The organism is Paenibacillus sp. NPDC056933, from assembly GCF_042674385.1.
Classification (GTDB): Bacteria; Bacillota; Bacilli; order Paenibacillales; family Paenibacillaceae; genus Paenibacillus.
In genome coordinates, this window is sequence record NZ_JBHUQN010000004.1 from 194,369 (window position 1) to 219,802 (window position 25,434).

Below are 25,434 nucleotides of genomic sequence, written 5' to 3' on the forward strand. Positions count from 1 at the left end.
TCATAATCAAGAATTCAGAGCAACGCCAAAAAGTGTACAACCCAGTGGTTGTACACTTCGCAAGAACTCAAAATGAATCGTTATTATCCTATGAGAATCTTCGTGATGAATTAACAGCTTTTGATTGTTAGAACGATTGTAACACCTACCGCGATCCCGCCACCTACAGCTGCGCAAGTTGCTGAAGATGCAGCAACGGTTGCAGCAACCGCACATACAGGAGTTGTCTCTGGTTGTACATCACCGCCGCCAAACACACGAGACAGTTCAGCATGACTCAGTTCAACTAATGCTTCTCCTGCCGGATTGGCACTTTCTAGGGCGTTCAGGACGTCTTCTCTTTTCATTTTAAATTCCTCCATTTTTTTATTTTGTTTTTTAGTAACAAAGTAAGGAAGGCATGATCTCATTAACAACTTGTTACCGAGAGAATAACTCCGATTCCCACACCTACGAGGAATCCGCATAATGGGGTAGTTTCTGGTTGTACATCGGCGCCGCCGTGTACTCGCATCAATTCTTCCTGACTCAGCTCTACCAGAGTCTCTCCCACTGGACTTTGCGTTTCAAGAAAACGAAGTGCATGTTCACGATTCATATCCGATCACCTCCTCTCGTGCTTGGTGTGTTGTTCATGGCTTAATCTTACTGGGCATGAGCCTTTCGCGGTACTACGCAAAATGGCAGAAATTAACTTGCTTTGTACAACGCAATAGGAGCCAGACAACCCGCAGTTCATATCGCAAGAAAATGGCGTAATCTGCAGAGGTTGTTTTCGGTGCGAAACCACGCAGGAGCCTCTATGATGAAGCTCAAGCACCTCAATAAACGATAGGAGTGAAATGGCTATGCATCTAAGTGAGAAAGAAAAGGAAGTTGCGATTTTGGTTGCACAGGGTATGAAGGACATAGAAATTGCACAGAGCTTATTTATCAGTCGTAGACGTGTAGGTGAGATTATCTTCTCCATTAAAGTCAAATGGGAGATTATCTCCCGGGTACAGATCGGCATCCTTGCTTGCCATCTTGGATGGGTCTGCCCACCTGTAGATGCTCTCTATGATGAGGTGCGACAACACAAGCAGGAGCTGACTTATGCCTAGATTAAGGGTCCCTTTTATTGAGCAGATGGAGGATTCAGAATGCGGAATTGCCTGTGTCGCAATGATTATGGCAAGTTACGGTTGCCGTGTTTCGTTACACGAGATCAGGGAACGCTTCGGCGTTGTTCGTGGTGGGAGTTCACTTCTGCAACTGATCACGATTTCTTCCGGCTATTCCATGAAGAGTAAAGCATATCGAGCTGACGTTGACGAGCTACGCAAACTGCCACTCCCCGCAATTGCCCATTGGGAAAATAAGCATTTTGTCGTAATCGAAAAAGTAGGCAAACACAAGGTCACAATTGTAGATCCTTCATTTGGACGCAGGACGCTCTCTTTGGTAGAAATGCGTGAAAAGTATAGTGGACATATACTTTGTTTAGCACCAGATAATGGGTTTGAGCAGCGAAAAGGGAGAAATAACTGGGGATTTTTCATCAAGCTTGCATTTAAACAACCGAAATGGTTAATCGGAATTCTGTGTGTGTCTCTTATTCTGCAAAGTTTTGGTCTGATTGCACCTAAGCTGACTGCCTATATTACAGACAGTCTTTTGATGGATATGGCTCGAGATCAGATTTCCTTGATCGGATTTGCTCTTCTTTCGCTGTTTGTGTTCTACGAAGCTTTTTGTATGTTGAGAGGATGGTCTGTAGCCAGACTTCAGAGTGTAATGGATCTGAGTATGATGCAGACTTTCATTGGACGCTTGTTACGACTTCCTTATTCTTTTTTTGAATCCCGCACAGGCGGCGAGTTGATGTTTCGAACGAATGCGAACGTATACATACGGCAGATTCTGTCGAATCGCATGGTGACGGTCGTAATCGACTTCATTTTGCTGATATCTTATGCTGTGCTGATGCTGGTGGAATCGAGTTCACTCGCATTATTGGTCATCAGTGTGGGAATTGGAATATTCTTGGTATTGGTCTTGACGACACTAGTGACCAGGAAGTTCTCCAGTCGCGAAATCACCGAGCAAAGTCGGACACAAAGTTTTCTCGCTGAATGTATCTACGGGATCACGGATATCAAGCTTGCAGGTGCAGAAGATCGGATTTTCAATTCATGGCGCGGGTTGTTTACGGGGCAATTGGCGGTAACACAAAAGCGCAATGTTTGGGTCTCATTGCTTGAGTCCTTTTCGACTGGAATTCAGTTCATTCTGCCGTTGCTGCTGCTGTGGGCTGGAAGCCATGCTGTGTGGAGTGGACAGATGACACTTGGCAGTCTACTGGGATTTAACGCACTTGCGATGGCTTTCATGATCCCCATCGTCTCACTGGGCTCAGCTTATACACAGTTGCTTACGGTCAGTTCTTATTTGCAGCGCATCTACGATGTAATTGAAGCGAAGCCTGAGCAAGAAGAAAATGGCGAAGTCGTAGAACGTTTGAGTGGCCGGATCGAATTGGATCATGTCTCTTACCGATACACCCCTTTTTCAGCCGAAGCAGTGCAACAACTGAATTTTCAGATCGAACCTGGTCAGAAAATTGCAATCGTTGGTCCTTCCGGTTCAGGCAAAACAACACTGGCTAAACTATTGCTTGGCTTCTATATGCCGACCGAAGGCGAGGTACGTTATGACGGACGTTCGTTAAAAAACATGGATTTGCAGTCGCTACGAAAACATGTGGGTTCGATTTTGCAGGACACACGACTGTTCCAACGGACTGTGGAAGAAAACATACGTATGCTGAACGACTCAATAACATTGGAACAGGTCGTACAGGCCGCCATCAAGGCGAATATTCATGAGGAAATTCTCAAGCTCCCGCTTGGTTATTCGACGATGGTGTCTGAAAGTGGTGCGAACCTCTCGGGGGGACAAAGACAGCGGTTACTTCTGGCCAGAGCTATTGTAACTGAGCCTCATATTCTGCTGCTGGATGAAGCGACCAGTGCACTCGATAATTTATCCCAAGCCAGAATTGAAGAAGCTTTGTCGCAGATGAACTGTACACGGATCGTTATTGCCCATCGTTTGAGCACGGTGATTGATGCCGACAGAATCATTGTGATGGACAGAGGATGCATCGTGGAAAGTGGCAGCCATATGCAGCTAATCAATCAGAAAGGGTTATATTATCAACTTTATATGAATAAGGGGGAAAAAGAGCATGAACTGGCAGTCTAAAGTTAATAATTTGAAGGTTTGCGTTTTGTCCTTATCTATGGCCTTGTCAGCAGGATTAGTAGGAATATCAGGCGTATCAGCGACGGGAGTAGCGGATGCCTCTGCGGCCATGGAGCTTAGTGTAACAGGGGATTCATATAGTAGACTTGTCTTATTCAAGGAAGGTATGTTTCCAGAGCAAGCAGCTACTCTTTTAGAAGGGTGGAAAGATATCCAAGCTACTATAGTGCCAGAAACAGGGCTAATACGGTTGAGCGGGTCTTCCCCCACACTCGTGAGAGAAGCGGAGTTAGCTGTTCTACAAGCATTCACAGATGCGGTGGAGTACACTGGCAGTGACCCGAAACTGGAACTTAAATTGGACGATTCAGAAATGATTGCTGCCGCGCTCACTCCACAGATTGTGCAACAAAATCTGGTGGATATTCAAAATATGGGAGATAACCCGAAATTAGATAAGTCATTATTCAAAACAATGGATTTCGAAGGATTAAATGCTAATCGTGGCGAAGAAACAGTTAGGGCAGAGGAGCTATTATATGAGAAATGGGGCTGGGACATCAAAGAAGTAACTGATGATTGGAAAAGTCATGATATTCAACGCGGAAGCCGGGATGTGGTCATCGCTGTGGTGGATAGTGGAATCGATGCCTCTCATCCTGATCTGAAGGATAGCCTTATCGGAACCGGGAAATCATTTGTGCCTGGCATAGAGTCCACTGATGATAACCTTGGACACGGGACGATGATTGCTGGAACGATCTCTGCGGATGGAAAGCTGCTTGGTGTGGGACCCGGGCTTGGATTGGTTCCTTATAAAGTATTCGATACGGGAAAGGCGGATAGTTCTTGGGTCGTTGAGGCCATAGTAGAGGCGGTAAACGATAACGTCGATGTGATTAATCTCAGTTTAGGGACTTACAAGTCTTTATTGAAGCCTGATGACCAAGCAGCGCTGCTCGCTTATGAACGAGCGTTGGCATATGCTCAATTAAAAGGGGTGACTGTGGTAGCTTCCTCTGGTACAGACGGGCTTAATATTGGTGATCCCTCCAGTCTTGCCCAAGCGCTCAAATGGGATGCATTTGAGGCTGCCGTTCATGCACCTGGTGGTTTAGCTGGTGTCATCACTGTCTCTGCCTACAATCGTCAGCATGAAAAGTCGTTTTATTCGAACTATGGTTTGCGCGATATGATTGCATCTCCGGGTGGGGATTATGGGAGTACCTGGTTCACCAAAGGTGAGCTGAACTTAACGAGTATGTGCTTGACGACATATCCTATCCATCTTCCGCAATCAGAGCTAAGCAAGCTGGTGGGTCTGCCAGTCGGTTATGAATTTATGATAGGGACCAGTCTGTCTGCTCCCAAGGTGGCTGCTTCAGCGGGGCTGCTGATCGCTGAAGCGAAAGAGCAGGGTTACAGACTGAGTCCATCTGCGGTGAAAGATATATTATTTGAGACGGCAACTGATTATGGGGAACCTGGAGCGGATGAAGTATTCGGTGTAGGGGGTGTGAATGTATACGCAGCACTAATGCGGTTGAACCCATGAACGGGCGAATTCAAGCAAGAAAAGCTCTTTATGAAAAGTATATGGAGCAGTTGATTCATGAGAGAATGAATATGCTTGAAAGACTATTTCTGGAGATGAATGCGTTTGAAATACTAGTAGGAACTCAAGAGATGGACGTTATGTTTGGAGATTCAGGGGAAGACAGCCCCATGGCGTAGGAGGAAGTTTTTTGAAAAAGAACCTGCTGGTTTTTGTTGGAGTGACGATTGTTTTCGCTCTGGCTACTTCGTTTTTGCTGGGGGATACAGAAGGTATACCAACACTAGGAGGGTGGGGGGGAGTGTTGTCGCTTCTTACCCTCTTGCTCAATATTGCAATTGCACTGGTAATAGCTATTATGTTACATGAATTCGGTCATATCCTCGGTGCACTGTTTATGGGAAACCGAGTTACCCATCTGATATTTGGACCATTTCTGTTTTCATTTTCACCGTTTCACCTCGAATGGAAATGGAAACAAGCCTACTTTTTTGGAGCAATGAAAGCGGAAGTCGCTGCTTATGAGGACGAGCGCACATTTGCCTCATCAATACGAGCTCAACGCGTAATTTCTTCGGCTGGTCCGACGTTTAGTTTGCTTCTCGGTCTGCTTGCTCTGAAGCTCTCATCCGATTTTCTCAGCCTGTGGGGGCTGATTGGTCTTTTGTCAGTCGCCATCGGGATCGGTACGTTATTTACAGATGGAACAAACGCTCTTTTGCTCGGTAAACGCAACTATTCACTTTTCTTTGCTTGGAATGCGTTGATTACTGCCAGCGCTATGGACGTCAGAAAGCTGGATTTTCTGCTTAAGGATTCACGGCGGTATCTGTATGAAGTAGCGGAGAGAAATGATACTAAATGGAGCAAAGATCTGCATAATCTGAATGTTTTATATTTTTACACAGCGATGCAGGGTGATAGAAATCATGAAGATATTTTAGTCACCAGGCTGATAAAGAATTTAGTCGAATTTTGGCAAGAAATAAGGACAACCCCCATACACCAGAATACAGTAGCAATGATCCTGTCTGAAGAGGTCATTCGATTGAAAGAAGTGAGGGACCATAGGGGGGCGGACATTCTCTTACATCTTCTGCTCAACAAGCAGGTACTGGATCCATTGTCTTTACTCAAAGTGGAGGCTTTTACCCATTGTTCGGATGAAAGCGCGGATTCATACTTGAGTTATATTCGAAGTATGTATTCCCCGTTGCATCCTTACGGCGCATTACTCAGTTTTGAAGAACAGCGCCTAAAGACTTTAGAACAAGGTAGACTTCTGAATAAATCTTAAGTGGAGCTCTTCTGGCTACTATATAGCCAGAGGAGTTTTTTTGTCGTTAATTCTTAGGAAGTTGAGCCAAAAAAGATAAATATGATATCTTATTGGAAAAAATATAAAAAATATTTAAAATGGAAAAAAAGAGAATGAGGAGGATATGTGATGGTGGAAGACATGAAGATCGAACAGATATTGTGCCAGGCCATAGAGAAAGAATTTACAGATGAGGTACTTTGCAAGCAAGCAGTGGAATGTGTCTTGTACAAGTTGCAAGGTGGAACTAAAATCGGAAATCTGACAAGTTTGCACTATCAAATCTATGGTGGTGAAGGCAAAGCGATTTATAGGGCGGTCGCTGCTGTTGAATTGCTTTTGCTCGCGCTGGACATGATCGATGATCTTCAAGATCGTGATAATACAGTGGCCGTTTGGAGCTCCATTCCACAAGAATGTGTACTAAATATTGCGCTTGGTTTCGTATTCTTGTCCCAGCATCTCTTGCTGGAAAGCGACTTTGAGACCACGCGAAAATATAAGGCTGCCGCTCTTTTGAACACCCAGGCTATAAAAGCGGTAAACGGTCAGATGATGGATTTGACAAGCCGGATTCGCAGCGAAAGTGAATATATACAAACAGTTGTCGACAAATCAGCATCCTTGATTGTGATGGCTTGTCAAATAGGTACGGTTCTCGCATGTGGAGAGAGCCGTGTGGAAGTAGAAGAATACGCCGAGCAGTTGGGTTTAGCCGCTCAGATCAAAAATGATATTTTGGATGTGATGAATCGGGAAGGGAAGAACGACTTTTGGAATCGAAAAAAAACCCTTCCTGTGCTTGCTTTAATCGCGAATCTGAATGGGCAATCCCACTGGGTGATTGATTATTTTGAAGGTCGATTAACGTACAAACAAGTTTGCAACAGAATAAACGAGCTACTAGAGTTATTGGAGAATTCCGGTGCATTAACATATGCTTCTGTTCATATGCGCATCGCTTATTATCGTTATCTCCGGTTGGTTGAGCAGTTGCCCATTCAAGATGGGTTCAAGAAACGTTTATCTGCTGTGATAGAATCCTGATGCTTGTGTAAAGAGGAATGCAGGTAAAGTTGCAGATCACGCAACAGAGCGCAAATTCTTTTGCGGGAATTACAATGTGGGTTGTCGTTTCATGTTCTTTGTTGTACTGATATAGTAAAAACAAGCCGGACACCCGCATTTCATACATCAGAAGATCATCTCATACGCGTATGCAGCCGGCGTAGAATATATAGGAATGGGATTTAATGCTCATCAAACTAAACTACGATACGGGAGGCTGACTGGAATGTTGAAGGAAGCTATTGAGATGTTGATGAAGGAAAAGAATGCGTGTAACAGTTTGAAAAGTGGACAATTGTTTTTCGCCGGACTAGGGGAGATCGAACACCGAGCATTACTGGATGTGTTCACTTTTCGATCGGAAGGTCGCTCCATCACCAGTCAGCAGATTTCAAACTGGGGCGATTAAATCATACATAAAATAGGTTGGAGGATTTTGAATTGAGGAAAGGGAATTGGCTAGCCGCAGTTTTGATATACATCGTCATTGTCGTATATGATATCCTCCTCGTTGTTGGGTCACCTTTAATTCATATTGAAGTTGAGGCAGATGTAACAGGGTATTATAAAGTGAGCTCTGTTGGCGATGAGGGATGGGGTCGGGCTTATTTGGAGCCAGGAGACGTCGTGATTGCCATCGATGGGGCTTCACCAGCGAGAAATTTCACTGTTCAACATTATGGAAGGATTGAACGAGCTGAGTCGATTACCAAAATAGGGGCAGATGGAAAGGAGCAGCTTCTGACGATCCAGAAGCTGCCTTTGCACGTATCGCTACTTTCCATTAAAGGTCCACTGAGTGCGTCTGTACTTTTTCTTTTTTTCGTCGTCATAATGGGGCACTACCGACGGAAAGATTCATCGGCATTTCTTCTGGCGCTCTTCTTTCTGTTCACAGTTCTAGCCTATCTGGGTGGTTATACTACAGACCGATACGAACCTTTTGGACGTCTTTTTTTCTATTTATCCTTTCTAATGGTACCGATTCTATTTATTCACTTTATGAATAGCTATCTAAGAAAGTTTGAAGAACGGTTTATATCCAAACCTTGGCTTGTTCTGTTTTATATCTGCATCGTGTTCCACATAGTCATGAGGTCGATCCGTGAACTCATTGACGTGGAATTCTACTCTTATGGATCGACATTACTTATTTTATTTTTTGCGATACCCAACATTTTAATTGTCGCGAAGTTAATTCACAAGTATCGCAAACATCGCTTTGATCATTTGCATTCGTTGTTCAAATTGACGTTAATTGCGCATACGCTGGCCTTTCTCCCGTTTGTCTGTCTGTACAGCCTGCCATCACTGATCAATTATCCAATTGTATCTAACGATGTGGCTGCAGCCTTCTTGTTGACATTGCCGATTATTTATATATATATGCTGACAACGAGAAGGATGTTTGATGTTGATTTTATACTAAACCGCTTTATTTATCATGCTCTTCTTGCCATAATACCTTCTGCGTTGATGGCCACGCTTGGGATGTGGATAGCCAATAGCGGAGGGCCGAACGGGATTGATGGCATCCGTATGTTTCTCTTGTTTTATTTCCTTCTGGTTATTACGCTGTTTGTCAAGGAATATATGGATCGTCGAGTGAAGAAAAAATTGGGTAGTCGTCTGGATATAAGGGACAGTTTTGAACGATTCTCTCACAATGTATCGCGTGTCATGAAACGCTCTGACCTTGAGAAAGCATTGGAGCAGGAAATAAATTCTTCGCTTCCTGTGTTAGATATGGCTTTCTTCGATTGGGATATGCATCAAACCGAAGTGCGGATTGATCAATTGAGGAAGACAGAGCGTACTGAACTGGCAAGTGAGTTACGGAAAAAAATGAATCGAATCGCTCCAGGATATCTGTTGACCATGTCTCGTGGCATTTGTCTTGTTATTGGAAAGCGTCAGGATTCTTTGTATATACTCTGGATTGACGACAAAGCAAATCATACACGGTTTAACCCGGACGAACGGAACTGGCTCAGTACGTTAGCCAATTATAGCGCTATTGTTTATGAAAATCTTTACTTAATTGAAGGACTAATCGTGGATATGGAGACGGAAATACAAAAGCACAGTCATGCTCCATCCTGGGTGCTTCGGCTAATCTTCAACTTGTCTGAGAATGAGCGACGGCGCTTGGCTTCAGATCTGCATGACTCTGCCTTGCAGGATCAGATCATCTGGCTTCGGCGGTTAGAGACAGCTATTATTGATGAAGAGATGTCTGAAGGTTTGCGTAATGAACTGGAACAGATTAAGGAAGGGCTACTTGATGTCATCCATCAGATCCGCGAGACATGTAATGAATTGCGCCCTCCACTTTTAATGGAAATGGGACTTACTCAAGCTTTGGAACAGTTGTTTATTGAAGCTCAGACACGCATGGATTATGTGGTAGATTTCTCGACAGAATCCGTTGATGGACTGCTTGATGATGAACAGACACTAGCCATTTATAGAATCACTCAGGAGCTGCTTCGAAACGCAGCCAAGCATTCGCGGGCTGCGAGAGTTGAGATTGGCATTAAATTGGAGGAAGGGGTGCTGCATTATACATATCGTGACAATGGCATAGGGATGCAAGAGTCGGTGACAGAGGACTCATTTAGTCATATGGGGATATCGGGAATAAAAGAGCGCGTCCGTAGCTTTGAGGGAAGCCTGGATTGGTACTCACAGCCTGGAAAAGGACTATTCGCCGTAATCCGGTTGCCGATCCGTAGTCATGCTGTAACCAGAGCAGATGAAGGATAAAGTAAATGTGGAAAGAAAGGAGAGAATCCAATGATTCGTATATTGCTGGTAGATGATCACCCATCAGTAGGAGAAGGAACGAAGCTTTTGCTGGAGCAAGACCCGGAGATTCAGGTGACGGCGCTTACACTTCCCATGGAGGCGTTGGAACGATTGCAAATCGAGAACTTTGACCTATTGCTTTTTGATCTGAATATGCCCGGGATCAGTGGATTGGAGCTGACTAAACGTGTAATCTCGCTCGATCCGGAAAATCGAATATTGATTTACACCGGTTATGACATAAGTCCCAACTTCAACATCCTTATTGACTCAGGTGTGACAGGTTTTGTGAGTAAGACAGCAACCCGTGAGCAGCTTCTGACTGCAATTCGCTGTGCGATGCGTGATGAAGCAGTTATTCCGGTTCATTTGCTGCGTCAATTGCGTCGGAGTGAGATTCATTTGAGTAAACGTAATAAAGATCAGACCCTGAATAAGGTATCCATCACAGAGCGTGAACAAGAGATTTTGCAGGAAGTTGCAAGTGGCCGTAGTAACAAAGAAATCGCTGCAAAGCTACTCATGAGTCAACGTACAGTTGAGTACAGTCTGACCCGCGTCTTCGAGAAGCTAGGCGTGCGCTCCCGCTCCGAAGCGATAACAGAAGCGATGCGCATTGGGCTTTTGCGCAACAATTCGATTTTATGAGGTAAAGAGGGAATCCTTCCCAAGAAAATCGTCTGCCCTACGGATGAGAGGAATAGGAGCAGATGAGTTGAATTTGCGGTGGCGCGACATAACTCAAGAGTTGCATAACAAAGGTACCTCAGCTTCGTTAACACGAGCTGAGGTACCTAATAAAATGATTTTTTTGTTTTTTTAGATTATTCACTTGACAGGAAGCACTTCATTATGCGAATGCATGGAACGTGTTTTTTTTCTGTTGGAGTCCGATCAGGATTGTGCCCCAACAACTTCCTTGTAGTGTTTGTACATATATACCCGCCAGCGTACGATCATGCCAAAGGCCAGCAGGAAGAACAAGCCACCCGTTTGCGGAATGCTTACATATCGCTGAATGACTTCGTGCAGGATCAGACGTATAGCCAGCAATCCAAGCAGAATGAACGCGAAGCTTCGTGAACGAGTGGCGAAAATTTCCTCGTTAACTCGTTCAAAGCGTGTACTGCGAATGAGGGGATACGAGAAAATAAACCAGCCCACCAGCAGTGCGATGAATGCCCACAGAAGCGGAACATGTGTCTCAGGCACAACAAACATAAAAAAGCCCGTACTCATGCCCAGTGGAGGGATAAGAATTTTGCGAATGGTAACCGGGCGATGGCTGGCTTTCATTCGAATAAAAATGGCAAGCAGGGCCATGATGAGCATACCCAGAGTTGCGCCGATCTGAAGGTAAAACGGACTGATTTGGGCCACGTAGAACTCCCTCTTTCTGGAATAATATGTTATCCGGACATCCGGAACATGATGCGAATTACCGGAATTTTCTGTTCCTATTATATCACAAACGCAGAAAGCCGATAGAATGCTTAGTGTCTCATGGACCCGGAATGAACATACAGGATTTATTTGAAAAATTTGTATTTATTGTACCCAATGTGAAGCCGTTTATTCGAATAAGGGGAATTCAGGAAATGAACGAACATGTAGGGTTATAAAAATCGACGGTGACAAGACAGATAATCAAGTGGGTCATATAGAGCTTGTCAGGCGACTGCACAAACATATGAAACAGATGAAAGAGCGTGGACGTATTATATACATTCCCGATTCAATCTATGGATGGATGGGCTACAGGAGGAAGGACAGTAAGAACGGAAACGAGTAATATGCCGATCATAGGAATACCTTGGAACAGAGCAAGGAGGAAGACGCTTCGATGAATAGAACTCACAGACCAGTCAAGGTATGGACGATGGCTTGTCTGACGGTGGTTTCGGTAGTTCTGGTTGTGCCCTGGATCTTGTGGCAATCGCAGGCTTCGACACCGCTGAACATCATGATTATCGACAAAAGTAAACCTGATCTTTCCTATGTGGCACATAAGGGATTGGTATGGCTTCTGAATCAGCAGAAGATTGTGCAGCAGACCGGAGAGCGTTACAGGTACGAGGAAGATTACTATGGATATGACACCCAGAACGGCATTCTTCGTATGAAGCGGTCCTTACCTGATGAGGTGACGGATACGGACCTGATCTATCTGACGTCAAACCAGAGTATGTCATCTGATGATCCCAACGAACATATACAGGGCCAAACATTGGAAGGTCTCACGATATACGATGCCCAAAAAATTTGTGAAGCTGCCAATAAAGGGGTATCAATTGTCGCCGAGTCCAGTGCCTTGTCGAACATCACTTCTGACCTGACAAGAGAGCAGTTGTACCCCATTCTGGGCATGAGAAGCAGCGGATGGCAGGGCAGATCGGTATCGAATCTACAGAATACGGATGAAGTACCGCAGAGAGTGCGAATGAACTATGAACGCAGTGAGAAGAAGAATTGGTCTTTCCATGGAGCTGGCATTGTACTTGCGCATGAGGATGGACAGGTTATCGTACTCCGGAAAGGTCGGGATGTGAAGACGGAGGATATCCAGGTTTCCTTCACAAAGGAAGGTGCAGAATGGAGTGGAGTTACTAAGGATACCCATTATAGCAACTGGTTTGACATCATTGTACCGGAGGAAAATGATTCCGTACTGGCCTGGTATGGAACCGATCTGACCAAGGAAGGCCAACAGAAACTGAAAGATGCAGGGATACCACCAGAATTCCCCGCACTTATTCGACATGATGACTATAATCGGTCTTATTATATGGCTGGAACATTCGGTGAGATGAAGCATTATTCGTTTTGGCGGCGCATTAAGGGATGGGAGATACTGAGAAACAAGCTTACGCCGGATGAAAAGGGGATTCCGGACCTGTTTTACTGGAAAGTCTACGTGCCCGTTATGAAGAAGATTTTGCAGGAAGTGCAGACAGGGCGACAACCCTGGCAATAGAAAAACCGTTTCAGGAAATGGAACGCCGGGATACATATAGAGGGTCTGTCCCGAAAGGGCTCCCACTACGGTAGGCATGACCGAACGGCTGCTCAGCGTCATGCGCTAAACTTACAAGGTACCTAACAAATCTACCGCACCTTAAACGACGGATTGTTAATACATGCCAATTTTAACGAACTTCAGTGACGCCATTTCAGTGCAAACACGGCTTCAGAGCCTAAAAAGCGACGTAACCGATGACATAACGTCTCTGTGATTCGTTACATCTCAGGACGGTGCAAATGATAGCGAATAACGTGTGCCAGGTTCGTTAGACCATAATAATGATAACAAGGGGCGCCCATCGTCATGCTTATGACTGATGGGACAGCCCCTCTTCACTTTGGTCTGTAGAAACGGGTTAGGCTTTGTGAAGGTGATGCAGCCCACTCAGAAAAGCGGCAATGGTCAGACGCAAGCTTTCGTCCGGGTCAAAGTCCATGCCGAAGCCGCCTTGCGCCCCCATAGAGGCGAAGCCATGACACAGGCTGCGCAAACCACGGACTGCATGTAATGCTTCCGCTTCGGTTAGCGGGTAGGGCTGCAGAATATGTAGCAGCACCTCCAACGCAGCTGTGCTGGCCGCAGCGAGCTGCGGTTCCTCGCGGTCCGGGGCATGAAATGAGGCTTCATACAGCCCCGGATGCTCTCGGACGAAGGCGATATATGCGGCAGCAACCGCGTGAATGGCTTCGTCGCCCGAGAGGTTGGCCGCCGCCGCGGTTAATGCGCGGCTGAGCTGCTGTACGGACATCAGCGCCAGTTCCTGGCGAAGCCCTGGAAGTCCGCTGATGTGGTTGTACAGCGACGGGGAGCGCACATCCAGCCGCTGGGCCAGAGCGGCCAGCGTCAGCGCATGGAATCCGTCGCTGTCGGCGAGCTGGGCGGCTGCGCTTAACAGAGCGCCGCGATCCAGACCCTGCCGCGGGCTCACAGGCGCCCCCCGGCGGGGCGCAGCCGCTGCTCTGCGTCAGCCGCTGCAGCGAGCATGGCGGCCGCGGGCTGGCGCAGGAGTCGTCCGTGCCCTACAGCGAGCACGGACGGCTCCAGCTCAGCCAGGCGCTTGGCGCTGGCAAGAGCAAGTTCACGGTTCCAGGTCGCAAGCGCCGGGAACGGGAAGAGCGGGCGCAGGCGGCCGGATACGGCGAGACCGCCATGCAGCTGGTACGCATCGCCAGCGATCAGCACGCGGCTGCGCGTATCCATGAAGGCCATGTGGCCAGGCGTATGGCCTGGAGTGGCAATGGCGACCAGAGAGCCGATCCGGTCGCCGTCATCCAGCAAGCGATCCGGCCGGGTTCGCACCGCTTTGGGCACACTTCCGCGCACAGGGGTCTGTGGCTCGCCGGGATGCAGGGAAGCATCTCCGGCCAGCAGCGGGGCATCCCGTCTGGAGATGCAGACTTCGACATGGGGCAGAGCATCCTTAAGACCATCCAGTGCACCAACATGATCGCCATGAGCATGAGTCAGAATGATGCGGATAATGGGTTTGCCGAGGGATTGTGCAGTAGCCAAAATCCCTTTGAGGCTGAATGGCATTCCGGTATCAATCAGGGTAAATCCATCCTCTTCTTCGACAAGATATACATTCACGGGGAAGAGGCGGGGAAGAAATGAAATTTGAATGACGGCATGTTCACGGGTGATTCGCATGATAAAATCCTCCTCAAAACTAATGTTATTAGTAATATAACTAATGCCATTAGTTTTTGCAATCCCTGTGTCGATATTCGTTTAGAACAGAAAAATTTAAAATAATGATCCACTTGACAAAAAAAGCGTTTTCAAAATGACAATAACCGATTATAATAATCACGTAAGCCCTTTCATATGTCTATCTTATTGGAGCCTTTCGCGAAGCGATTGGCTCACTTTTTTGTTTTTTTTCATGGAAATACGGCCCAAATTTGATGATATACGATCGACGAAAAGAGATTGTAAATCCTGCCTGTGTCGGGATAAATCGGGATTCCTAACCGACTGTTGGAGAGTGTTGACAAAGATAACTGTTATTCCTATAATAACAGTTATACTTACCTTGGAATGAATTTTTATCGGTGAAATGTGCCGGGAAGGGAGTAAGTAATGAACAGTGAATTTACCATTGCTGTGCACTGTCTGGTCTTTCTGTCCATGAAGGATGAATGTATGGCCAATAGTGAAGACTTGTCCCAAAGTGTTGGTACACATCCAGCCAGGGTACGCAAGGTTCTTAGTGTTCTGCGGAAGAATGGATACCTGACCACCAAGGAAGGTGCCCACGGTGGATATTTACTCAGCCGTCCGAGTGAGGACATCAAGCTTGGAGATTTGTACAGACTGGTAGCGGGTGGATCACTTGGTCCCAGCTGGTGTTCGGGAGAATCCGGTTCAACATGCGTCGTTTCTTCCAATATGCAAGAAGTGATGGGAGGCATCTACGATGGAGGCGAACAAGCGTTGAGTGCCTATTTTGACCGCATATCCATTGAGGATGTGAAGCAGCGTATCAGCAATGGGGAAGAATGTTCCTTGTCCAAGGAGCTTTTGTCCACAAAGGATAGATCATGACGGAGAATAATGCTAACGCTTCTTCATGATCTGGCCTTGGACTGCTGCTGATAAGTATGGTGGACAGGGTATATAAGGACGTTTGCTCCGGTAGTAAGATCCGTTCATATTTTCAGGAGATTCCGGGCATAACGTGAACACAGATGGAAGCGATCGTCTGCGCTGATGTTATTTTCGGAGGGTAAGTACTCGGTAGAGTTTGGCCTTGCGAACGTAAAAAAAAATTAAAAAGAACTTGGGGAGTGGAACACATGTCCAGCATTGAAAACAATGAAACACTTCGCGTGATTAACGAACGTCACGCTGTCAAAAAGTATGAAAAAGATTTTGTTATGCCTGAAGCAGATCTGAACGCGATCCTGACTGCCGCTTCCGAAGCACCGTCTTCATGGAATCTGCAGCACTGGAAATTCCTCGTGATCGAATCCGAAGCGGACAAAGCCAAGTTGCTGCCAATCGCTTACGGCCAAAGTCAAATCACAGACAGCTCCGTTACTATCGCTGTACTCGGAGATCTGGAAGCGAACCGCAACGCCGTGATTTATGATCAGGCTGTTGAAGCAGGTGCGATCCCGGCTGAAGTTCGTGACGCATTGGTTGGACAGATCAACAATGCTTACCAAAATCCGCAAATCGCCCGTGACGAAGCGATTCGCAATGCATCTTTTGCTTCACAGAATATTATGCTTGCTGCACGTTCCCTGGGATATGATACTTGCCCAATGGGTGGTTACAACCCGCAACAATTGATCGAAACATTCAACATTCCATCACGTTACGTGCCAACGCTGTTGATTACTGTGGGTAAGGCAGCTCAACCAGCTCGTCCAGCAGGTCGTTTCCCGTTGTCTGAAGTTGTGGTTAAAGGATCGTTCTAATCCTGATCTGAATACCGGTATACCGGCGTACAATCATATATTAGAAGATATAACAGAAACAGCCGCATGTTCCTCTTGAGGGAGCATGTGGCTGTTTTGTTTTGCTTTTAAATGTGGATCAGGGAGGATCAGAGGCTCTCCCGTAGTCATTACTTTTCAGGTGTCTCGGGGATTTTCGGTGCATTGAAGTCTTCCATATAGGCCTTGGCGTTATACATCATAACCGCAGCTTCAGCGCGTGTAATGGTATCTTTCGGATTGAAATTGCCGTTCGCATCGAGCGTGTTAATCTTCAAGACAAGGGAGCGTTGAACAGCGCCTTGGTATTCGGGAGTAAGCTCCTGTTCGTCCGTGATATCTACCGGTTTGATGTTAATCATCGGCAGACCGCCTTTGGCTTCAATGCCCTGCATCAAGAACAGGGTGTACTGTTCACGGGTCAGTGCTTTGGATGGATCAATATCATCTGACATTTTGATCCCATTGTATTTGGCGCGGATAAAAGCATCGCTGTACCATACGCCATCTTTTACGTGGGAGAAGGAGTCACTTGGCAGTGGTTGTTTGATGAATCGGATCGTGTCCAAATTCAGATCCAGTCCATCGGCAATGAGCTGTATGCCCTGAGCAGTATTTAATTCCTGTTCCGGCTTGAACAAGCTATCACTCACTCCCTTAATTAATCCATCCTGATGCAGGGATTCAATCTTGTCTGCTCCCGCAATGCCTTGAATATCGGTGAAACCCGCTTGAGCAGCGTGAATTGGACCAGCGCTCAGAGAGAGTGTAAGTAAAGCTCCGACGGCCAATGCAGCCAACTTATTATTTTTTTTCATTACAGATTCGCCTCACTTTTCCAGGGGTCATCCCTTTATATAAAAGCTATTTGTCCCTATAGACGACCCTTCCCTCAAAAAGGTTGCTGTAATTTCCCATGCCGTATTCCAAAATATTCATAACAAATCGTTTGGCACTCCGATAATCCTATCCTTTCGATTTATTGCGATAATCCGTGGGTGAACGTCCCATCATTTTGCTGAACAGGCGTGAGAAGTAATACGGGTCCTTGAACCCCAACTCGGAGCTGATCTGTTTTACGGTCCAATCGGTAAAATCAAGATAGCGGCAGGAATGCTGAATTTTGAGGCGCAGGAAATAATCAATGGGTGAATGTCCTGTAGCCTGTTTGAACAATTGGGAGTAGTGAGGTGCAGACAAACGGGCTTGGGCAGCCAGCTCCTTGAGGGTAACCCCACTTTCAAGATGCTCCAGCATATACTGCACAGATTGTTCTGCTGCTCTTTTGCTGCTGACCATCCCGCCCTCTGTTTCGTGTCCATAAGCGAGCATACCTAACATATAACCCGCAATCAGGGAAGTGTATGTCAAGGTTTGCATTGAATAACCAGTCTCCAGTATGCTGTAACATTCATGGAACAGCTCCAGCCATTTCTGTGCCTTGGTGGGAGAAATCGTGGGGATGACATCTGCAACCAGCGGCTCGATATAAGTAGAGGCGTGTTCGCCGCGTAGATGCATCCAATAGATGCTCCAGGGTTCAGCCGAATAGGATCCGTAGACGTGAGCGACATGGGCAGGCAGGATCACCAGATTTCCAGCGGTAACATCATGCCGCTTGCTGCCAGCGAGCATATACCAGCCCATACCCTGGACACAGTACATCACAATATGCGAAGCACATCCTTCGGGCCGGTCCCGGTAATGGTGCTCAGCTTCGTGGAAATATCCAATATCGGTAACGTACAGCCCGGACGTGACTGGAGCAGCCGCAGCTTCCTCCAGTAGCGGATCAGGCAATACAATAAGTTTTTGCATATGGAATCCGTCGGATTTACGCATTGGGGTTGAACTATTGTAGGGTCTCATACTTTGTATTATGGTGAGGGAGGATAGGGGAGTCAATGGTCTATCTGCAAGCGCTCCCAGGGTATGCATATCCATAAGAATGGAGGGCGACCAATGAAGCAGAAGTCTGTGAATTGGGTAAGTACATAACAATGGAATCAATATCTGAATGAATAGGGGGAGAATAGTTGATGGAACCGATAACAACCAATGAAACATTTTTCTATACAGGTACGTATGCATCAGCGGATCAACTTGGAATTTTTCTATGTGCATTGAATACGAACACAGGTGAGATGCGGATTGTGAATCATATGGATGGTGTGGATAATCCATCCTATCTGGCACTGTGCCCGGACGGGAGCTGCCTGTATGCCGCGAGTGAAACAGATGAGGGAGAAGTGCTCGTCTATCGCCGGGATGCGGCAACGAGTGAACTTCATCTGATGGATCGCAAATTGACGAAAGGTGCTTCACCTTGTTATGTCTCTGTTACGGAGGATGGCAAGTGGGTTCTTGCGTCAAACTACAGCAGTGGTAGTGTGAACGTATTTCCGATTGGAGATCAGGGGACGCTTGGAGAGATGAGTGCGCTGGTTAAACATACGGGAAGAGGGTTGAACGATGATCGTCAGGAAGGGCCGCACGCACACTCCATACAGCCGGATCCTTCCGGTCAGTATGCTGTTGTCTGTGATCTTGGTCTGGATCAGATCATTGTGTATCGGTTGGAAGAAGGACGTCTCGTTACTCATCGGGAGATGAATCAGCCTCCTGGCTCAGGGCCGAGACATCTGGTCTTCCACCCGAACTCACAATGGGCATATGTGATCAACGAGTTGAGCAACACCGTTACGGCATTCATGTATGATGAGCGTAGAGGTGAATTCAATACTTTGCAGCATATATCTACACTGCCTGAAGGACATAACGGAGAAGGCACGGCGGCAGATATTCGTGTATCCACGTGTGGTCGTTTCCTCTATGCTTCCAACCGTGGAGATGACAGCATTGTGCTGTATCACATTGATCAGGAATCCGGTGAATTGGAAGCGGTCGAGTGGACCTCGACGATTGGTCAGACCCCGCGCAACTTCAATCTGCTGCCAGGTGGCATTCTGCTGGTAGCCAATCAGGACAGCAACAATCTCGTCGGTTTTCAGATGAATGGAGAAGACGGCCGTCTGACGCATAACGGGTTCAAACTGGAGTTGTCCCGCCCGGTGTGTATTGCTCCGGTGGTTTAACATCCCTTGGTGTAAAGTGCAATAACGTCAATATTAGCTGTGGAAATCCTGTCTATATGACAGGGCTTCCACAGTTTTTTTGCGTCCGTGGAAATATGATTTTAGAAAAGTGCTATGAATATCGCCTCTAGAAATCTACTAATTTAGACCTATAGATGGAATTATATGTTTAATTTAAAATAATTATATTAAAGCGCTTACATAAAAGATGGCGCTACCAAGGGCATCGGGCTTACCAATTCGATTGGGGAGGCAATGGCTTTATGGGAAAACGATCGTTATGGAAGCGTACATTGTGGACCGCGGGGGTATCCCTGTTGAGTTCTGCGTTACTGGTTACTTCGCTCGGTCTTGGAAACACGCCGGTCACTCATGCTGCGGGTGCCCGTCAGATGGAGTTTCTGGACCGCGGTGTGGTTGCAGTAAAGACAGGCACAGGTGTGTTTGTCAGTTGGCGGCTGTTGGGTACGGAAGGGTCGAATGTGTCGTTTAATGTCTACCGGGATGGAACCAAGGTGAATGCATCGCCCATAACGAACAGCACCAACCTCCAGGATGCAAGCGGGACAAGCAGCTCCAAATATACGGTTCGAGCCGTAGTCAGTGGAACCGAGCAGGCTGCTTCGGCGGCAGCGAGCGTATGGGGCAATCATTATTTGTCCGTACCTCTCAGTGTGCCAGCAGGGGGTACAACACCGGATGGTGTAGCCTACACGTATAGTGCCAATGATGCGAGTGCAGGGGATCTGGACGGGGACGGTGAGTATGAATTGATCGTGAAGTGGGACCCGTCCAACTCCAAGGATAACTCCCAAAGCAGTTATACGGGCGAAGTATTTATGGATGCCTACAAATTGAATGGAACGCGCCTGTGGCGTATCAGTCTGGGCAAAAATATTCGTGCGGGGGCTCATTACACCCAGTTTATGGTGTACGATCTGGACGGAGACGGCAAGGCCGAAGTGGCGATGAAAACGGCAGATGGGACCAGGGATGGTACGGGTGTGGTCATCGGCGATGCCAGCAAGGATTACCGGAATTTAAGCGGTTATGTGCTGTCAGGACCGGAGTTCCTTACGATCTTCAACGGACAGACCGGCAAAGCACTTTCCACAGTGAACTACGAACCGGCGCGTGGCAATGTGTCCGATTGGGGAGACAATTACGGCAACCGGGTGGATCGATTCCTCGCAGCGATTGCGTATCTGGATGGGGAACGTCCAAGTCTGGTCATGGCGCGTGGCTACTACACGCGGACTGTGCTGGTCGCATACAACTGGCGGAATGGACAATTGACGAAACAATGGACTTTTGATTCCAATACATCAGGTAATTCAGGTTATGCCGGACAAGGTAATCATAATTTGAGCGTGGCGGACGTGGATGGCGATGGCAAAGATGAGATCATCTATGGTGCCATGGCGGTGGATGACAATGGTAAAGGTCTGTATACGACGGGACTGAAGCATGGAGACGCCATGCATCTGAGTGATCTGGACCCGGATCGTGCAGGACTTGAAGTTTTCCAGGTTCATGAGACACCGTCCAATGCGGGGGTTGAATTCCGTGATGCACGTACAGGACAGTTGATTTGGGGCATACCAACAACGAAGGATATTGGACGAGGCATGGCGGCGGATATCGACCCACGTTATAAGGGAGCCGAAGTATGGGCGGATGGTGGTTTGTACACAGCCAAAGGACAGAAGATCGGGACAACCCTGCCTTCCTCCACGAATTTTGGCATCTGGTGGGATGGTGATCTGCTCCGCGAACTGCTGGACAGCAACCGGATTGATAAATGGGATTACGCCAATAGCAAAACGGTGAATCTGTTGACCGCTTCCGGTGTTTCTTCCAATAATGGAACGAAATCCACACCGAATTTGCAGGCCGACCTGTTTGGAGACTGGAGAGAAGAAGTGGTATGGCGGACCAATGACAGCTCTGCGCTGCGTATTTACACGACAACAGCCGTAACGGATAAACGTATCTATACCCTGATGCATGATCCGGTATACCGTCTTGGCGTAGCCTGGCAAAATGTAGCCTATAACCAACCGCCGCACACCGGTTTTTATTTGGGAGATGGCATGAGCACACCTCCTGTACCCAATATCCGGTATGCAGGCAAGTAAGGCTAAGCAGACAGGCATGCGATCCGAATGAAGGCTTTGCAAAGAATAAGGGTTGTTTAACGCAGGGGAACAAAGGACTCAGGTCCGTTGTTCTTCTTTTTCTACCCCTTGAACAGAAAATCGGGAGAAATCGGAAAAAACGTTTGACAGCCATATATACTGCCCTTATGATAACGTATATAACTTACTAAACAGGTAGGAATAATAAAAATGACTACGTTCTATTTGCTGAAGCAGTCATTTACAGTCACATGAGAGATCGTAACGTGAACAGAATAACGTTCTCACCGTATAGACGGAGGAACACCGCAGCGCATCATTCTGGATGAAGCATACACGGCCTTTGGGCCGGCATGACTTTATGAGGGAGAAGTGCGCGGGGGTTCCTCCGTTTTTTGTTTTTTTCGGTGCGTTCCATGCTGTTCAGCCTGTTGAAGTAGTCTTGCAGAACCATTCGGGGGGAGTGTTATCTATGAAAAAGAAAATTCATAAGGGTATTCTGGTTGGTCTGGCATTGGTGTTAACAGGGGTACTGGCGGCATGCGGATCGGAAGGCGGTGGATCGAATGCAGCAGGAACACCGGAGGGAGCGGAAGGCGGCAAAGAAGGGGCAAAAGCGATCGAGCTGCTGAATGTATCCTATGATCCGACACGTGAACTCTATGAGCAATATAACAAGGCCTTTGCGGCGTATTGGCTGAAAGAGAAGGGCCAGGAAGTGACGATTAAGCAGTCTCATGGCGGTTCAGGTAAACAGAGTCGTTCCGTGATTGATGGGCTGGACGCGGATGTGGTTACGCTGGCTCTAGGATATGACATCGATGCCATTGAGGATAAAGGTTTGATCAATGCGGGTTGGCAGGACAAATACGAGCATAACAGCTCCCCTTATACATCCACGATTGTATTTTTGGTACGCAAAGGCAATCCGAAAGGCATTAAGGACTGGGATGATCTCATCAAGGGAGATACACAGGTTATTACACCGAATCCCAAGACGTCCGGCGGAGCACGCTGGAACTATCTGGCGGCATGGGGATATGCGCTCAAACATAACAACAATGATGAAGAGAAGGCCAAAGCATTTGTTGCAGAATTGTTCAAACATGCGCCTGTGCTTGACTCTGGAGCCCGTGGAGCGACGACGACGTTTGTAGAACGTGGTATTGGTGATGTTCTGCTTGCGTGGGAGAATGAGGCTTTCTTGTCGGTTAAAGAGCTGGGTCCGGATAAATTCGATATTGTTGTGCCTTCCGTCAGCATTCTGGCCGAACCACCAGTAGCGATCGTGGATAAAAATGCAGACAAAAAAGGCAGTCGTGAAGTGGCGGACGCCTATCTGAAATATTTGTACAGCGAAGAAGGGCAAACGATTGCTGCCGAGAACTATTACCGTCCAACCCTGGACAGCGTGAAGGAAAAGTTCAAGGACCAGTTCCCGCAGCTTGAGCTATTCACATTGAAGGATGTATTTGGCACATGGCGGGATACGCAAGCCAAGCACTTTAATGACGGCGGTATCTTTGACCAGATTTATGTTCCGGGCAGCTAATGATTTTGATGTCGATGTTGTTGCGTGATCATGTGAGCGGCCAACCAGTCCTACCGACTGAAGGCAGAGAGGATGAACGTGCATGAACAAGGTGATGGCGGCCCGGAGTCGTACACTGCCGGGATTCGGATTAACGATGGGTTACAGTGTGCTCTACCTGAGCCTTGTTGTACTTATTCCACTGGCAGCGCTTTTGTTTAATTCCACGGGACTGACCTGGTCCACACTGATTGAGGTGGCGACGAATCCCCGGGTACTGGCTTCCTTTCAGGTGAGCTTTCTAACCGCAGGCGCAGCGGCCTTGATCGATTTGGTCCTCGGGCTGCTTCTGGCTTGGGTACTCGTCCGGTATGAGTTCCCCGGAAAACGGCTGTTTGATGCCGTCATTGATCTGCCTTTTGCCTTGCCGACGGCTGTGGCGGGGGTTGCCTTAACGGCATTGTATGCCGGAAATGGCTGGATCGGACAGTTGGTGGAACCTCTGGGCATTAAGCTGGCTTATTCACAGGCGGGCATTACTCTTGCGCTGATGTTTATCGGAATTCCGTTTGTGGTGCGAACGGTCCAGCCGGTTTTGCAGGAACTGGAGGCAGAGGTGGAGGAAGCCGCAGCTACGCTGGGAGCGGGAAGATGGCGGATATTCCGGAAAATCCTGCTTCCGGATCTGATCCCGCCGCTGCTGACTGGCTTTGCGTTGGCCTTTGCCCGAGGCATTGGCGAATATGGATCAGTGGTGTTTATCTCAGGCAATATGCCGATGAAAACGGAGATTGCCCCCCTGCTAATCATGGCGAAGTTGGAGCAGTTTGATTATGCAGGAGCTACAGCGGTAGCCTTGCTGCTGCTGCTGGTCTCTTTTGTCCTATTGCTGATCATTAATTCATTGCAGCGCTGGAGCCGAAAGGCAGGAAGAGCTTAACGCATATAAGCCAACCTATATAAGTTGAACGTAACCTTTACACGATAACGGAGAGGACAGAAAAATCTGGAGAAGCGGAGCGTTTGCATTTCCCCTTTTTAGGATTGGTTCATGAAAAATCGGGGGATAACAGCAATCGGAAGATGTTCTGACCGCGCAGTGGCTTAGTGTAAAATCATTTGTTCAACTTATATAAACCAAAAGGAGGTACAGAATATATGGCGGGTTCCGTTCCATTAACGCCTGTTTCCCGTGTGCGAACCGGGCCGAGTCCAAACCGTGCAACCACGGAAGCGCCATGGGTCAAATGGCTGTTGATCGGTTTGGCAAGTCTGGTGCTGCTCTGGCTGCTCATCTTGCCGCTGGTGATTGTGCTAATGGAGGCGTTAAAGCAGGGCTGGGGTGTCTACATCGCCGCGCTTACCGAACCCGATGCCATGTCAGCGCTGAAACTTACGCTGTTGGTTGCTGGGATCACCGTACCTCTGAATACGATATTCGGTGTGGCGGCCGCGTGGGTTATTACCAAGTTTCAGTTCAGGGGCAAAGGGCTTATGATCACCCTGATCGATCTCCCGTTTTCGATTTCTCCTGTCGTGGGCGGGTTGATCTTTGTCCTGGTCTTTGGTTCGAATGGATGGTTTGGACCGTGGCTGGCCGACCATGATATCAAAATTATTTTTGCGCTGCCAGGCATTGTGCTGGCTACATTATTCATTACGTTTCCCTTCGTCGCCAGAGAACTGATTCCGCTGATGGAGGATCAGGGCACGAGGGAAGAGGAAGCAGCAGTTACGTTGGGTGCCTCCGGGTGGCGAATCTTCTGGGACGTGACACTTCCCAACATCAAGTGGGGACTGTTGTATGGCATTATTCTGTGTAATGCACGGGCGATGGGCGAGTTCGGAGCCGTGTCTGTTGTATCGGGACATATTCGTGGAGAAACCAATACGCTGCCGCTGCATGTCGAGATTTTGTATAACGAGTACCAGTTCTCGGCATCATTTGCTGTCGCTTCCCTTTTGTTGATCTTGGCTTTGGCTACGTTGCTGCTCAAGAGCTGGCTGGGGCATAAAACGATTCCTGAAAAGTGAAGAGAAGGGGCGCAATGCTCCTTAATCCTTGTTGGATGCCTTAGCCTGGATGACAGGACAGTATGGCATAAAAATAAATTTTGCCTCATAATCATAAAAATTCGGATTGACAGCTAATGGAAGCCCTGTTAATGTATAAACCAAGTATATAGGTTGGATAAGAATGAATTATAATT

Annotated in this window: 24 protein-coding genes; 17 read left to right on the forward strand and 7 right to left on the reverse strand. The window is 47.3% G+C overall.

Going from position 1 to position 25,434, the window contains the following annotated elements:
- Window positions 1–110: 110 nt before the first annotated feature.
- Together ACFTRD_RS24985 and ACFTRD_RS24990 are read right to left on the reverse strand one after the other, a co-directional pair.
- Window positions 111–347, reverse strand: a complete 237-nt coding sequence (locus tag ACFTRD_RS24985) for a mersacidin family lantibiotic (RefSeq protein ID WP_094938128.1) — start codon at window positions 345–347, stop codon at window positions 111–113.
- Window positions 348–409: 62 nt separating this feature from the next.
- Window positions 410–598, reverse strand: a complete 189-nt coding sequence (locus ACFTRD_RS24990) for a mersacidin family lantibiotic (RefSeq protein WP_094938127.1) — start codon at window positions 596–598, stop codon at window positions 410–412.
- A 244-nt stretch (window positions 599–842) separates the two neighbouring features.
- On the opposite strand from ACFTRD_RS24990, the gene ACFTRD_RS24995 reads away from it, so the two are divergent.
- The 9 genes from ACFTRD_RS24995 (at window position 843) to ACFTRD_RS25035 (ending at window position 10,643) form a co-directional block, all read left to right on the forward strand.
- Window positions 843–1,103 (forward strand): LuxR C-terminal-related transcriptional regulator, encoded by a 261-nt coding sequence (locus ACFTRD_RS24995; protein ID WP_379384748.1) that lies wholly within the window; start codon window positions 843–845, stop codon window positions 1,101–1,103.
- Window positions 1,096–3,246 (forward strand): peptidase domain-containing ABC transporter, encoded by a 2,151-nt coding sequence (locus tag ACFTRD_RS25000; protein WP_379384751.1) that lies wholly within the window; start codon window positions 1,096–1,098, stop codon window positions 3,244–3,246. The genes ACFTRD_RS24995 and ACFTRD_RS25000 overlap by 8 nt, the downstream gene beginning before the upstream one ends.
- Window positions 3,230–4,801 (forward strand): S8 family serine peptidase, encoded by a 1,572-nt coding sequence (locus ACFTRD_RS25005; RefSeq protein ID WP_379384753.1) that lies wholly within the window; start codon window positions 3,230–3,232, stop codon window positions 4,799–4,801. The genes ACFTRD_RS25000 and ACFTRD_RS25005 overlap by 17 nt, the downstream gene beginning before the upstream one ends.
- Window positions 4,798–4,980 (forward strand): hypothetical protein, encoded by a 183-nt coding sequence (locus ACFTRD_RS25010; RefSeq protein ID WP_301881909.1) that lies wholly within the window; start codon window positions 4,798–4,800, stop codon window positions 4,978–4,980. Before ACFTRD_RS25005 ends, ACFTRD_RS25010 begins: the two co-directional genes overlap by 4 nt.
- Before the next feature lie 11 nt (window positions 4,981–4,991).
- On the forward strand, window positions 4,992–6,098 hold the full coding sequence (locus tag ACFTRD_RS25015; RefSeq protein ID WP_379384756.1) for a site-2 protease family protein: 1,107 nt from the start codon (window positions 4,992–4,994) through the stop codon (window positions 6,096–6,098).
- A gap of 150 nt (window positions 6,099–6,248) precedes the next feature.
- The gene (locus tag ACFTRD_RS25020) at window positions 6,249–7,166 is read left to right on the forward strand and encodes a polyprenyl synthetase family protein (protein WP_379384758.1); all 918 of its coding nucleotides are present in this window, start codon (window positions 6,249–6,251) and stop codon (window positions 7,164–7,166) included.
- 247 nt (window positions 7,167–7,413) lie between these two features.
- Entirely contained in the window at window positions 7,414–7,596 is a 183-nt protein-coding gene (gene comX / locus ACFTRD_RS25025) for a competence pheromone ComX (RefSeq protein ID WP_094938120.1), read from the forward strand.
- 32 nt (window positions 7,597–7,628) lie between these two features.
- Complete coding sequence (locus ACFTRD_RS25030) at window positions 7,629–9,953, forward strand: sensor histidine kinase (protein ID WP_379384761.1); 2,325 nt, start codon at window positions 7,629–7,631, stop codon at window positions 9,951–9,953.
- A 30-nt stretch (window positions 9,954–9,983) separates the two neighbouring features.
- Window positions 9,984–10,643 carry a response regulator gene (locus tag ACFTRD_RS25035; protein ID WP_379384763.1) on the forward strand — a complete coding sequence of 220 codons (660 nt, stop codon included), beginning with the start codon at window positions 9,984–9,986 and terminating at the stop codon, window positions 10,641–10,643.
- Between the two features lie 246 nt (window positions 10,644–10,889).
- Here ACFTRD_RS25035 and ACFTRD_RS25040 read toward each other — a convergent pair whose 3' ends face one another.
- The gene (locus ACFTRD_RS25040) at window positions 10,890–11,375 is read right to left on the reverse strand and encodes a CcdC family protein (protein ID WP_379384765.1); all 486 of its coding nucleotides are present in this window, start codon (window positions 11,373–11,375) and stop codon (window positions 10,890–10,892) included.
- A gap of 463 nt (window positions 11,376–11,838) precedes the next feature.
- On the opposite strand from ACFTRD_RS25040, the gene ACFTRD_RS25045 reads away from it, so the two are divergent.
- A complete protein-coding gene (locus ACFTRD_RS25045; protein ID WP_379384767.1) occupies window positions 11,839–12,969 on the forward strand; it encodes a hypothetical protein in 1,131 nt (376 codons plus the stop codon).
- A 403-nt stretch (window positions 12,970–13,372) separates the two neighbouring features.
- On the opposite strand, the gene ACFTRD_RS25050 is transcribed toward ACFTRD_RS25045, so the two are convergent.
- Window positions 13,373–13,945 (reverse strand): TetR-like C-terminal domain-containing protein, encoded by a 573-nt coding sequence (locus ACFTRD_RS25050; RefSeq protein ID WP_379384769.1) that lies wholly within the window; start codon window positions 13,943–13,945, stop codon window positions 13,373–13,375.
- Window positions 13,942–14,667, reverse strand: a complete 726-nt coding sequence (locus ACFTRD_RS25055) for an MBL fold metallo-hydrolase (RefSeq protein WP_379384771.1) — start codon at window positions 14,665–14,667, stop codon at window positions 13,942–13,944. Before ACFTRD_RS25055 ends, ACFTRD_RS25050 begins: the two co-directional genes overlap by 4 nt.
- A gap of 432 nt (window positions 14,668–15,099) precedes the next feature.
- Between ACFTRD_RS25055 and ACFTRD_RS25060 the strand changes: the two genes are divergently transcribed.
- Together ACFTRD_RS25060 and ACFTRD_RS25065 are read left to right on the forward strand one after the other, a co-directional pair.
- Window positions 15,100–15,564, forward strand: a complete 465-nt coding sequence (locus tag ACFTRD_RS25060; RefSeq protein WP_379384773.1) for an Rrf2 family transcriptional regulator — start codon at window positions 15,100–15,102, stop codon at window positions 15,562–15,564.
- Between the two features lie 251 nt (window positions 15,565–15,815).
- Window positions 15,816–16,442: a nitroreductase family protein gene (locus tag ACFTRD_RS25065; protein ID WP_062322614.1), complete on the forward strand. Its 627-nt coding sequence runs from the start codon at window positions 15,816–15,818 to the stop codon at window positions 16,440–16,442.
- A gap of 149 nt (window positions 16,443–16,591) precedes the next feature.
- Here ACFTRD_RS25065 and ACFTRD_RS25070 read toward each other — a convergent pair whose 3' ends face one another.
- Both ACFTRD_RS25070 and ACFTRD_RS25075 read right to left on the reverse strand, forming a co-directional pair.
- Window positions 16,592–17,278 (reverse strand): S-layer homology domain-containing protein, encoded by a 687-nt coding sequence (locus ACFTRD_RS25070; RefSeq protein ID WP_379384776.1) that lies wholly within the window; start codon window positions 17,276–17,278, stop codon window positions 16,592–16,594.
- Between the two features lie 148 nt (window positions 17,279–17,426).
- Complete coding sequence (locus ACFTRD_RS25075) at window positions 17,427–18,278, reverse strand: AraC family transcriptional regulator (RefSeq protein ID WP_379384778.1); 852 nt, start codon at window positions 18,276–18,278, stop codon at window positions 17,427–17,429.
- Between the two features lie 221 nt (window positions 18,279–18,499).
- On the opposite strand from ACFTRD_RS25075, the gene ACFTRD_RS25080 reads away from it, so the two are divergent.
- The 5 genes from ACFTRD_RS25080 (at window position 18,500) to cysW (ending at window position 25,258) form a co-directional block, all read left to right on the forward strand.
- The gene (locus ACFTRD_RS25080) at window positions 18,500–19,555 is read left to right on the forward strand and encodes a lactonase family protein (protein ID WP_379385238.1); all 1,056 of its coding nucleotides are present in this window, start codon (window positions 18,500–18,502) and stop codon (window positions 19,553–19,555) included.
- Between the two features lie 263 nt (window positions 19,556–19,818).
- Window positions 19,819–21,693 carry a rhamnogalacturonan lyase gene (locus tag ACFTRD_RS25085; RefSeq protein WP_379384779.1) on the forward strand — a complete coding sequence of 625 codons (1,875 nt, stop codon included), beginning with the start codon at window positions 19,819–19,821 and terminating at the stop codon, window positions 21,691–21,693.
- Between the two features lie 472 nt (window positions 21,694–22,165).
- A complete protein-coding gene (locus ACFTRD_RS25090) occupies window positions 22,166–23,245 on the forward strand; it encodes a sulfate ABC transporter substrate-binding protein (protein WP_379384780.1) in 1,080 nt (359 codons plus the stop codon).
- A gap of 82 nt (window positions 23,246–23,327) precedes the next feature.
- Window positions 23,328–24,164, forward strand: a complete 837-nt coding sequence (cysT, locus tag ACFTRD_RS25095; protein WP_379384782.1) for a sulfate ABC transporter permease subunit CysT — start codon at window positions 23,328–23,330, stop codon at window positions 24,162–24,164.
- 218 nt (window positions 24,165–24,382) lie between these two features.
- Window positions 24,383–25,258 carry a sulfate ABC transporter permease subunit CysW gene (cysW, locus tag ACFTRD_RS25100; RefSeq protein WP_379384784.1) on the forward strand — a complete coding sequence of 292 codons (876 nt, stop codon included), beginning with the start codon at window positions 24,383–24,385 and terminating at the stop codon, window positions 25,256–25,258.
- Window positions 25,259–25,434: the final 176 nt, after the last annotated feature.

Bases quoted from the DNA above. Each gene is read 5' to 3' on its own strand.
- ACFTRD_RS24985 (WP_094938128.1), bottom strand. From the start codon at position 347: ATGAAAAGAGAAGACGTCCTGAACGCCCTAGAAAGTGCCAATCCGGCA.
- ACFTRD_RS24990 (WP_094938127.1), bottom strand. From the start codon at position 598: ATGAATCGTGAACATGCACTTCGTTTTCTTGAAACGCAAAGTCCAGTG.
- ACFTRD_RS24995 (WP_379384748.1), top strand. From the start codon at position 843: ATGGCTATGCATCTAAGTGAGAAAGAAAAGGAAGTTGCGATTTTGGTT.
- ACFTRD_RS25000 (WP_379384751.1), top strand. From the start codon at position 1,096: ATGCCTAGATTAAGGGTCCCTTTTATTGAGCAGATGGAGGATTCAGAA.
- ACFTRD_RS25005 (WP_379384753.1), top strand. From the start codon at position 3,230: ATGAACTGGCAGTCTAAAGTTAATAATTTGAAGGTTTGCGTTTTGTCC.
- ACFTRD_RS25010 (WP_301881909.1), top strand. From the start codon at position 4,798: ATGAACGGGCGAATTCAAGCAAGAAAAGCTCTTTATGAAAAGTATATG.
- ACFTRD_RS25020 (WP_379384758.1), top strand. From the start codon at position 6,249: ATGGTGGAAGACATGAAGATCGAACAGATATTGTGCCAGGCCATAGAG.
- comX (WP_094938120.1), top strand. From the start codon at position 7,414: ATGTTGAAGGAAGCTATTGAGATGTTGATGAAGGAAAAGAATGCGTGT.
- ACFTRD_RS25035 (WP_379384763.1), top strand. From the start codon at position 9,984: ATGATTCGTATATTGCTGGTAGATGATCACCCATCAGTAGGAGAAGGA.
- ACFTRD_RS25045 (WP_379384767.1), top strand. From the start codon at position 11,839: ATGAATAGAACTCACAGACCAGTCAAGGTATGGACGATGGCTTGTCTG.
- ACFTRD_RS25055 (WP_379384771.1), bottom strand. From the start codon at position 14,667: ATGCGAATCACCCGTGAACATGCCGTCATTCAAATTTCATTTCTTCCC.
- ACFTRD_RS25060 (WP_379384773.1), top strand. From the start codon at position 15,100: ATGAACAGTGAATTTACCATTGCTGTGCACTGTCTGGTCTTTCTGTCC.
- ACFTRD_RS25065 (WP_062322614.1), top strand. From the start codon at position 15,816: ATGTCCAGCATTGAAAACAATGAAACACTTCGCGTGATTAACGAACGT.
- ACFTRD_RS25070 (WP_379384776.1), bottom strand. From the start codon at position 17,278: ATGAAAAAAAATAATAAGTTGGCTGCATTGGCCGTCGGAGCTTTACTT.
- ACFTRD_RS25075 (WP_379384778.1), bottom strand. From the start codon at position 18,278: ATGCAAAAACTTATTGTATTGCCTGATCCGCTACTGGAGGAAGCTGCG.
- ACFTRD_RS25080 (WP_379385238.1), top strand. From the start codon at position 18,500: ATGGAACCGATAACAACCAATGAAACATTTTTCTATACAGGTACGTAT.
- ACFTRD_RS25085 (WP_379384779.1), top strand. From the start codon at position 19,819: ATGGGAAAACGATCGTTATGGAAGCGTACATTGTGGACCGCGGGGGTA.
- ACFTRD_RS25090 (WP_379384780.1), top strand. From the start codon at position 22,166: ATGAAAAAGAAAATTCATAAGGGTATTCTGGTTGGTCTGGCATTGGTG.
- cysT (WP_379384782.1), top strand. From the start codon at position 23,328: ATGAACAAGGTGATGGCGGCCCGGAGTCGTACACTGCCGGGATTCGGA.
- cysW (WP_379384784.1), top strand. From the start codon at position 24,383: ATGGCGGGTTCCGTTCCATTAACGCCTGTTTCCCGTGTGCGAACCGGG.